The sequence below is a fragment of the Methylobacterium indicum genome, from assembly GCF_001043895.1.
Lineage (GTDB): Bacteria > Pseudomonadota > Alphaproteobacteria > Rhizobiales > Beijerinckiaceae > Methylobacterium > Methylobacterium indicum.
On the sequence record NZ_JTHF01000310.1, the window covers coordinates 1 to 6,991 of the forward strand.

The 6,991-nt window shown below is 69.8% G+C and carries 9 protein-coding genes and 2 pseudogenes; all 11 read left to right on the top strand.

Annotated features, from left to right (window positions below):
* Positions 1 to 468: pseudogene (locus QR78_RS28055) on the top strand (head maturation protease, ClpP-related); the annotation flags it as partial.
* 3 nt (positions 469 to 471) lie between these two features.
* Complete coding sequence (locus QR78_RS28060; protein ID WP_048430909.1) at positions 472 to 846, top strand: head decoration protein; 375 nt, start codon at positions 472 to 474, stop codon at positions 844 to 846.
* Between the two features lie 6 nt (positions 847 to 852).
* Entirely contained in the window at positions 853 to 1,908 is a 1,056-nt protein-coding gene (locus QR78_RS28065) for a major capsid protein (protein WP_053221126.1), read from the top strand.
* Between the two features lie 8 nt (positions 1,909 to 1,916).
* A complete protein-coding gene (locus QR78_RS28070) occupies positions 1,917 to 2,270 on the top strand; it encodes a hypothetical protein (RefSeq protein ID WP_244276602.1) in 354 nt (117 codons plus the stop codon).
* A gap of 11 nt (positions 2,271 to 2,281) precedes the next feature.
* Positions 2,282 to 2,629, top strand: a complete 348-nt coding sequence (locus QR78_RS28075; RefSeq protein ID WP_125901332.1) for a head-tail joining protein — start codon at positions 2,282 to 2,284, stop codon at positions 2,627 to 2,629.
* Entirely contained in the window at positions 2,626 to 3,291 is a 666-nt protein-coding gene (locus tag QR78_RS28080) for a DUF6441 family protein (protein ID WP_048430911.1), read from the top strand. Before QR78_RS28075 ends, QR78_RS28080 begins: the two co-directional genes overlap by 4 nt.
* 27 nt (positions 3,292 to 3,318) lie before the next feature.
* Positions 3,319 to 3,849 (top strand): hypothetical protein, encoded by a 531-nt coding sequence (locus tag QR78_RS28085; protein WP_048430912.1) that lies wholly within the window; start codon positions 3,319 to 3,321, stop codon positions 3,847 to 3,849.
* Positions 3,849 to 5,582: an arabinofuranosidase catalytic domain-containing protein gene (locus QR78_RS28090; RefSeq protein WP_048430913.1), complete on the top strand. Its 1,734-nt coding sequence runs from the start codon at positions 3,849 to 3,851 to the stop codon at positions 5,580 to 5,582. The genes QR78_RS28085 and QR78_RS28090 overlap by 1 nt, the downstream gene beginning before the upstream one ends.
* Positions 5,583 to 5,589: 7 nt before the next feature.
* Positions 5,590 to 6,093 carry a hypothetical protein gene (locus QR78_RS28095; protein WP_048430914.1) on the top strand — a complete coding sequence of 168 codons (504 nt, stop codon included), beginning with the start codon at positions 5,590 to 5,592 and terminating at the stop codon, positions 6,091 to 6,093.
* Positions 6,094 to 6,560: 467 nt separating this feature from the next.
* Entirely contained in the window at positions 6,561 to 6,716 is a 156-nt protein-coding gene (locus QR78_RS36290; protein WP_244276601.1) for a hypothetical protein, read from the top strand.
* Positions 6,717 to 6,726: 10 nt separating this feature from the next.
* Positions 6,727 to 6,991: pseudogene (locus tag QR78_RS28100) on the top strand (hypothetical protein); the annotation flags it as partial.

The window sequence follows — 6,991 nt, forward strand, 5'->3', positions numbered from 1 at the left end:
CTGATGGCGACCGAGAAGGCGGGCAACGAGCCCGCCCCCACCACCAAGCCGGCGCCCCAGCCGACGACCGCCCCGACCGCCACCGTCGCCCGCTCCGACGCCGCGGAGATCGCCAAGCTCTGCGTCGATGGCGGTGTCCCGGCCATGGCCTCGACCCTCCTCGCCGAGGGCGTGACGATCGACCAGGCCAAGGCCCGGATCGGCGCCGCCAGCGAGATCAAGAACCTCGTCGCGCTCGCGCGCCGCAAGGATCCGACCCTGCCGGCCGACCTCGACGCCACGATGCTCGCCGAGGGCAAGACCGTGGAGCAGGCTCGCGCCGCGCTCTTCGACAAGCTGGTGGCGGCCGAGGAGAAGACCTCGATCTCGTCCCATCCCCCGGCGCCCACGGGCAATGCCGGCCTCACCGCCTCCGCCAGCAGCATGGAGCGAGAGCTCCGCCGCGCCGGCATGAAGAAGGACGCCTGATCCATGGCCCTCCTCGAGACCGCGATCGTCGCCTCCGACTGGCTGAAGTCGGAGGACGATTCCTACCGCAGCCGCGACACGGCGATCATCGCCGCGGGCTCCGGCAAGCTCGTCTCCGGCACCGTGCTCGCCAAGGTCGGCGCCAAGTACGTGCCGGCCGCCGCCGCCGGCTCCGACGGCTCGCAGACCGCCGTTGCGGTGCTGCTGTTCCCGGTCGACGCCACGAGCGCCGACGCTAAGGCGGTGATCGTGTCCCGGCACGCCATCGCGAGCCACGCCGGCCTCACCTATGGGGCCACCATCAACGATGCCACGAAGCGCGCGGCGGCGAACGCCCAGCTGAACGCCGTCGGCATCATCGTCCGCCAGGGGGCCTGACCCGCGATGCCCACGATCCTCGACATCTTCAACCAGGACGCCTTCTCGGCGTCGGCCCTGACCGGCAACGTCACCCTGGTGCCGAACAGCTACGGGCGCATCAACGAACTCGGGCTGTTCACGCCCGAGCCGATCGCCACCACCTCGGTGACCCTCTTCATCGAGAACGGCGTGCTCACCCTGCTGCCGACCCGGCCGCGCGGCGGCCCGGCGTCCCTCGGCACCCGCGGCAAGCAGAAGCCGAAGGCCTTCTACGTGCCGCACATCCCGCACGACGACAGCGTGCTGGCGACCGACGTCCAGAACATGCTGGCGCTCTCGCCGAACGGCGTCGCCGGCCTGGAAACCGTGCTCGGCTTCGTGAACCGCAAGCTCATCACGATGCGCCGCAAGCACGCGATCACGCTGGAGAACCTGCGGATCGGGGCGCTCAAGGGCGTGGTGCGCGATTCCGATGGCTCGGTCATCGTGAACTACTTCACCGAGTTCGGCATCACCGAGCAGGTGGTGGACTTCACGTTCGGCACTGCCTCCACCGACGTGCTCGGGAAATGCCAGGACGTGACCGGTTACATGGAGGACAACCTCCTCGGGGAGACGATGACTGGCGTGCACGCGCTGTGCTCGCCCGAATGGTTCCGCAAGTTCACCTCGCACGCGAGCGTGAAGGAAGCCTTCAAGTACTACCAGTCCGGGCCGCAGATCCTGCGCGAGGACGTCCGCAAGGGCTTCACCTTCGGCGGCATCACCTTCGAGGAGTACCGCGGCTCGGCCTCCTACATACAGGAGGACGGTACTACCAGCGTGCCGCAGCGGTTCATCCCGGCCGGCGACGTGCGGTTCTTCCCGCTCGGCACCACCGACACCTTCACGAACTACTGGGCGCCGCCCGATTTCTGGTCGGAAGTGAACCTAGCGCCGGCGATCAGTGACGCCGAGGTGTTCGTGGCGCCGCTCGAGCCGAAGAAGTTCGGCAAGGGCATGGACATCCACACCGAGTCCAACCCGCTCCCGCTCGTGAAGCGCCCGGCCCTGCTGGTGCGCGGCACCACCTCGAACTGAGGCGCGGCTTGCGGCCCATCCGCATGCTCGTCGCCGACGAGGTCGACCACTGGCCGCCCGGCACCCTGGGCGGCCCCATCGTTCTGACGCCTGCACGGCAGGCCTTCATCGAGAGGAGACGCGCCATGCGCCTGCGTGAGAAGGGCAAGACCGACGGCGAGCCCGTCACCATGGGGTGGGACGAGGCGCAGGCGGCCCTCGCCGCCGGCACCCACGAGGTCGCCGAGGGCTCGGATACCGGCGGCGGTGATGCTCCGGCGGCCGAGGGCGAGGCCAGCGCCGGCGCCGACCAGGGCAAGCAGGGCGGCGACACCGCCAAGGCCAAGGCCGAGGCCGACAAGGGGCAGCGCGCCGCCCGATGAGCGTCCTGTCGATGGCGGTGGACGCCCTCTTCGATGACCCGAACCTCAGCCGTGACGCCGTGTGGCGCGCGGGCGGTGCCGGCGATGGCCTGCCCGTCCGCATCCGTCGGCGCTCGCCGGAGGCCATCATCGGGGTGGGAGACAACCGCTTCGACCTCGACGCCATGCTGATCGACGTCCGCCTCTCCGAGGTGCCCAACCCCGCCAAGGGCGACACCTTCGAGGTGGAGGCCGACGACGGCGAGCCCGGCGGCCTGTTCGAGGTCATCGGGCTCGCTACCATCGACAGCCACCGGCTGGTGCGGACCTGCGAGGTGGCAGCGGTCGCCGAGGACGATCCGGAGGACGAGGGGCCGTGAGGCCAACCGTCCAGGTGCCGGATATCCGCGGTGCGCTGGCCGGCACCGAGGTACAGATCGCCCGTTCGGTCACGGCCGGCATGCGGCAGGTCACCGACGGGCTGAAGGAGGACCTGCGCGCCGAGGTGCGCGAAGCAGGGCTCGGCCCGCGCCTCGCCAACACCTGGCGCGGGCAGACCTTCCCCAAGACCGGCGAGAGCGCGGACGCGGCGGCCTACGTCTCCTCGAACGCCCCGAAGCTGATCGATGCCTTCGACCGCGGCGTGACGATCAAGGCGAAGGGCGGCCAGTATCTCGCGATCCCGACGCCCGATGCCGGCGTCCGGCAGCTGTCCAAGCGGCGCACGAAGGGCTCGACCGACAACACCCTGTCCCCCGCAGCGTGGGAGCGTGAGACCGGCACGAAGCTGCGGTTCGTCCCGACCCGCAGCGGCGGCGTGCTGGTCGCCGATGCCTTCTACCGCCGGCAGGCCTCGCGCTTCCAGCGCCGCAAGAGCTTCCGCCCGATCCGCGAGGCCGGGCCGGCGAAGGGGCGCACCTTCGTGGTGATCTTCGTCCTGGTGCGCCAGGCCAAGCTCCGCAAGCGGCTGGACATCAACACGACGGCCAGGGCTTGGGCCGAGCGCGTGCCCGCCGCCATCGCCGCCAACTGGCAGGCCTGAGCGCCCGCCCATCTCAAGGTGAGCCCCATGATTCGCCATCTGGCCGGCCTGCTGGCCGCGCTTCTCTGCGCCTCTGCCGCACTTGCGGAGGCGCCGCCGTCGAAGGCGCCCGGGGTGCCGTTCGGAACCGGCACCCAGCCGGTCGTGGTCTACGACGCCGCCGGCAATGTCGTGTCCGGCTTTGGCGGTGCCTCAGCCGGTGTCACCCGCACCCGCCTGACCTGCACTCTCCCGGCCTACGCCACGGGCGGCAACATCGTCTGCACCGACGCGACGGGCGCCCAGACCACGACAGCCTGTGCGGCCAATACGGCGTGTCTGGTGAGCGGGAGCAATCCGGCGAGAAAGGCGGCGGAGTTCACGAACCGGACGCCCGGCTCGACGATCGACGTCGGCTATTCCGCGACCACCGCCCCCGGCAACAGCAAGGGCTACGACGGGCCGAGCGCGACCAACGGCCAGGGTGGATCGGGGACCGAGAACCCGGCACACGTCGGCGCCTATTACGCCGCCAGCAATACCGCCGGCGCCGTCCTCGTGTTCGTGCAGGGGCAGTGATGCGGTTCCTTCGTCTCGCCGCGGCGCTCCTGTGTCTGCTGCCGGGGATGGCGGTCGCGGATGACGGTCCTCCGTTCGGCGCCGGCTCCGCCATCAACCTCAACGGCGTCCAGACGACCGTTGGCGCCGCCCTCACGGCTCGGCCAACCCCCACCGTCGGCCAGCGCGCTCCGACGGCCTCCGACGACAGCACGGCCGGCTACGCGGTCGGCAATCTCTGGACCTACGGCGGAACCACTTGGCAGGCGCAGCGCGTCACCGCCGGGCAGGCGGCGTGGCTGCCGGTCGTCACGGGGCTGCTGCCGCTCGACGCCGTGGCGAATGCCGGTGTCGCCTACGGCACTAGGAAGCTGCGGGCCGGCTACACGGGCAATGCCCTCGTGCTCACCCGGGCATCCGACAGCACCATGCTGGCGCTCGGTTTCGTCGCAGGCGCGGTCGATGTGGCATCGGGCGACGCCTTCTGCCTCAACACCACTTGCGCGGTGACGACGTGGTTCGACCAGAGCGGTGCCGGCTACGACGCGACGCAGACCACGATCGCCAACGCGCCGGCCTGGAACGGCCTCAACACCGTGATCGGCACGCGGGCGGTGTCGTTCAATTCGAACCCGCACTCGTTCGGTGCGACGCCCGTTACCCCGAAATACCTCAACGTCCCGACCGGGTTCAGCTGGACCCCGAGCACGAGCACCATCGCGTTCGTCGGGCAGCAGGTCGCCGGCAACGAACAACGCAGGATCTTCGCGACCACCGACAACGCTCGCGGCATTCTGACGAGTTTTTATACGGGCTACACCCTGATCGGGCAGAGCACGGCCTGCAACGCCGCGGCGCCCGTCCAGACGCCCGCCGTCGAGCCGGCCGTCGTCATCCTTCAGCAACAGAGCAACGTCTTCACCTGCCTGAGCAACAATGGCCAGAGCAGCAACACCGTAGGCGGCACAACCTCTGCCTATACCGGCGCAATCCTCGGGTCGAACCAAACCGGAAGCCCCAGCAGCGCCGACCTGACGGCTTTCATCGTCTACAATCGGTCGGTCTCGGCGGCCGAGCTGGCGACCCTGCGGGCCTCCCTGAGCGCGACTTTCAATATTGCGCCCCAAGCCGACAGCACCATCGTCATGGACGGCGACAGCTCGTCGATGGGCCAGGGGTCGCTCACGAACAACTCCTACGCACGCCAAGCTATCCCGCTGATCTCCCGACCGGTGCAGGTCCGCATCCAGGCGATCTACGGCAACACCCTCGCCAACCGGCTAGCGAATTTCTCGACGCAGATCGCGCCCTTACGCTCGGCCAGTCAGAAGAACTTCGTCGTTCACCTGATGGGGTTCGGCAACGACATCCGTGGGGGAGCGACCGCGGCTTCGATCATCGCGAACCATCAGAGCTACGCAGCAGCAGCCAAGGCTCTCGGCTCGAATGTCCGCCTCATCATCGGGACAAACCCGGTGCAGGGCGACATCTTCAACAACGCGAGCCAACGGGGTGTGCTCCAGGCGGTGAACGACTGGCTCCGCGCCAACTGGTCCGTGCCGCAGGCGCAGGGCGGCCTCGGCGCGGATGCCCTCGCCGATTACTGGGCCGATCCGACCGTGGGCCCGGGCTCCTACGCCTCCTCGGCCTACGGCTCGACCACCTACAGCCTCGACACACAGCACCCGACCGATCTGAACATGTCCTATCTGGCCGTGACCCTCGCGGGTGCGGCCAACGCGGCTATGCGGTGAGCCCACCATGCTCCGCGCCCTCCCGCTCCTCGCCTGCCTGATCGCCTCCCCGGCTCTCGGGCAGAGCAGCCCGCCTCCGGCGCCGATGAACCCACAGCCGATGCCGTTCGTGCGGGCGACGCGGAGCAGCTTCACGCTCGCGGCAACGGTGACCCCGACGCAGTACCTGATCACGCAGCCGGTCGGCGCGAAGACCTACCGGTTCTTCCAGCCGTGCGTTCAGGCCGACCAGCGCATCATGAGCGTGGCACCCCTGGAGCCGATCGTGAGCGTGCCGACCCCGTACCCGGGTGTCCGGCGCGTCACCTCGAAGACGGAGGTGATCGACGACGCGAGCGGCATCATCTTCGGCGCCGGATCGGAGACGCTGGGCTCCGGCAGCAACCCGGTGCCCGGCACGATGGACCGGGTCGTCTCGACGATGATCGTTCCGAAGCCGGGCTACTCGACGGCGGCCGACATCGCCAACCTGACGTGCCGCGGCGAGCTGCACTACGGGAACAGCAACTGATGCGCGCCCTGGCTCGCCTCACGCTTTGCCTGCTCTTGCTGGGCGGCTCGGCGCTCGCTCGACCGGCTGGTCCTCCGGGGCCTCCTGGGCAGGCCGGCGCGCAAGGTGAGCGCGGACCGAAGGGGGACCAGGGTGAGCGAGGAATTCCTGGAGAGGCTGGACCGCCTGGACCGAATGGCGAACGCGGCCCCGCAGGGCCTCCTGGTCCACAGGGCAACACTGGATCTCCGGGCTTGCCTGGTCCGGCCGGGACCGCTGGCGGGAAGGGCGATACCGGCCCAGCCGGACCGGCTGGGCCCGCCGGGACCGCTGGTCAGGCAGGATCGCCCGGGCCGGCCGGCGCACCCCGCCGCGTCGAGCGCTACACCCAGCCCGCGAACGCCAGCGGCATCGCCACCTTCACGTGGACCGCCTGCACCACGACCCCTGACGTCGACGTAATCCCGGGGTGGGTCACGATCGGCGGCGTGCAGCAGATGGTGACGGGCGGCGTCACCTCACAGTCCGCGTCCGGCGCGACCGTGGCCGTCAAGGTCTCGCAGGGCACGCTCGCCCTCTCCGGCACGCCGTTCCGGCAGGCCGACAGCGGCACGGCCTCGACCGTCCGCGTGATCTGTAACTGATCGGGCTCCCATGCCGAGCAAACGAGAGCAGGTCCTGCAGGCCGTTTCGGACCTGCTGAAGGCCGCCCTGCCGAAGGCGTCGCACTTCCGCAACGAGGTGAAGCCGGAGCAGATCCCGGCCGGCGGCTTCGTCAACATGGATGACGGCGACCCGGGCGAGCCCGAGGTCACGCTGAGCCCCACGACCTGGATCTACGAGCACGCCATTCCGGTCGATGTCGCTGCGCTCAAGAGCCGGACCGTCAGCGCCGAGCTGCGGCTGGACGCCATGCTGC

What these genes read in the sequence shown, in the direction of transcription:
- QR78_RS28065 (WP_053221126.1), top strand. Translation starts at nt 853, where the DNA reads ATGCCCACGATCCTCGACATCTTCAACCAGGACGCCTTCTCGGCGTCG.
- QR78_RS28085 (WP_048430912.1), top strand. Translation starts at nt 3,319, where the DNA reads ATGATTCGCCATCTGGCCGGCCTGCTGGCCGCGCTTCTCTGCGCCTCT.
- QR78_RS28075 (WP_125901332.1), top strand. Translation starts at nt 2,282, where the DNA reads ATGGCGGTGGACGCCCTCTTCGATGACCCGAACCTCAGCCGTGACGCC.
- QR78_RS28090 (WP_048430913.1), top strand. Translation starts at nt 3,849, where the DNA reads ATGCGGTTCCTTCGTCTCGCCGCGGCGCTCCTGTGTCTGCTGCCGGGG.
- QR78_RS28060 (WP_048430909.1), top strand. Translation starts at nt 472, where the DNA reads ATGGCCCTCCTCGAGACCGCGATCGTCGCCTCCGACTGGCTGAAGTCG.
- QR78_RS28095 (WP_048430914.1), top strand. Translation starts at nt 5,590, where the DNA reads ATGCTCCGCGCCCTCCCGCTCCTCGCCTGCCTGATCGCCTCCCCGGCT.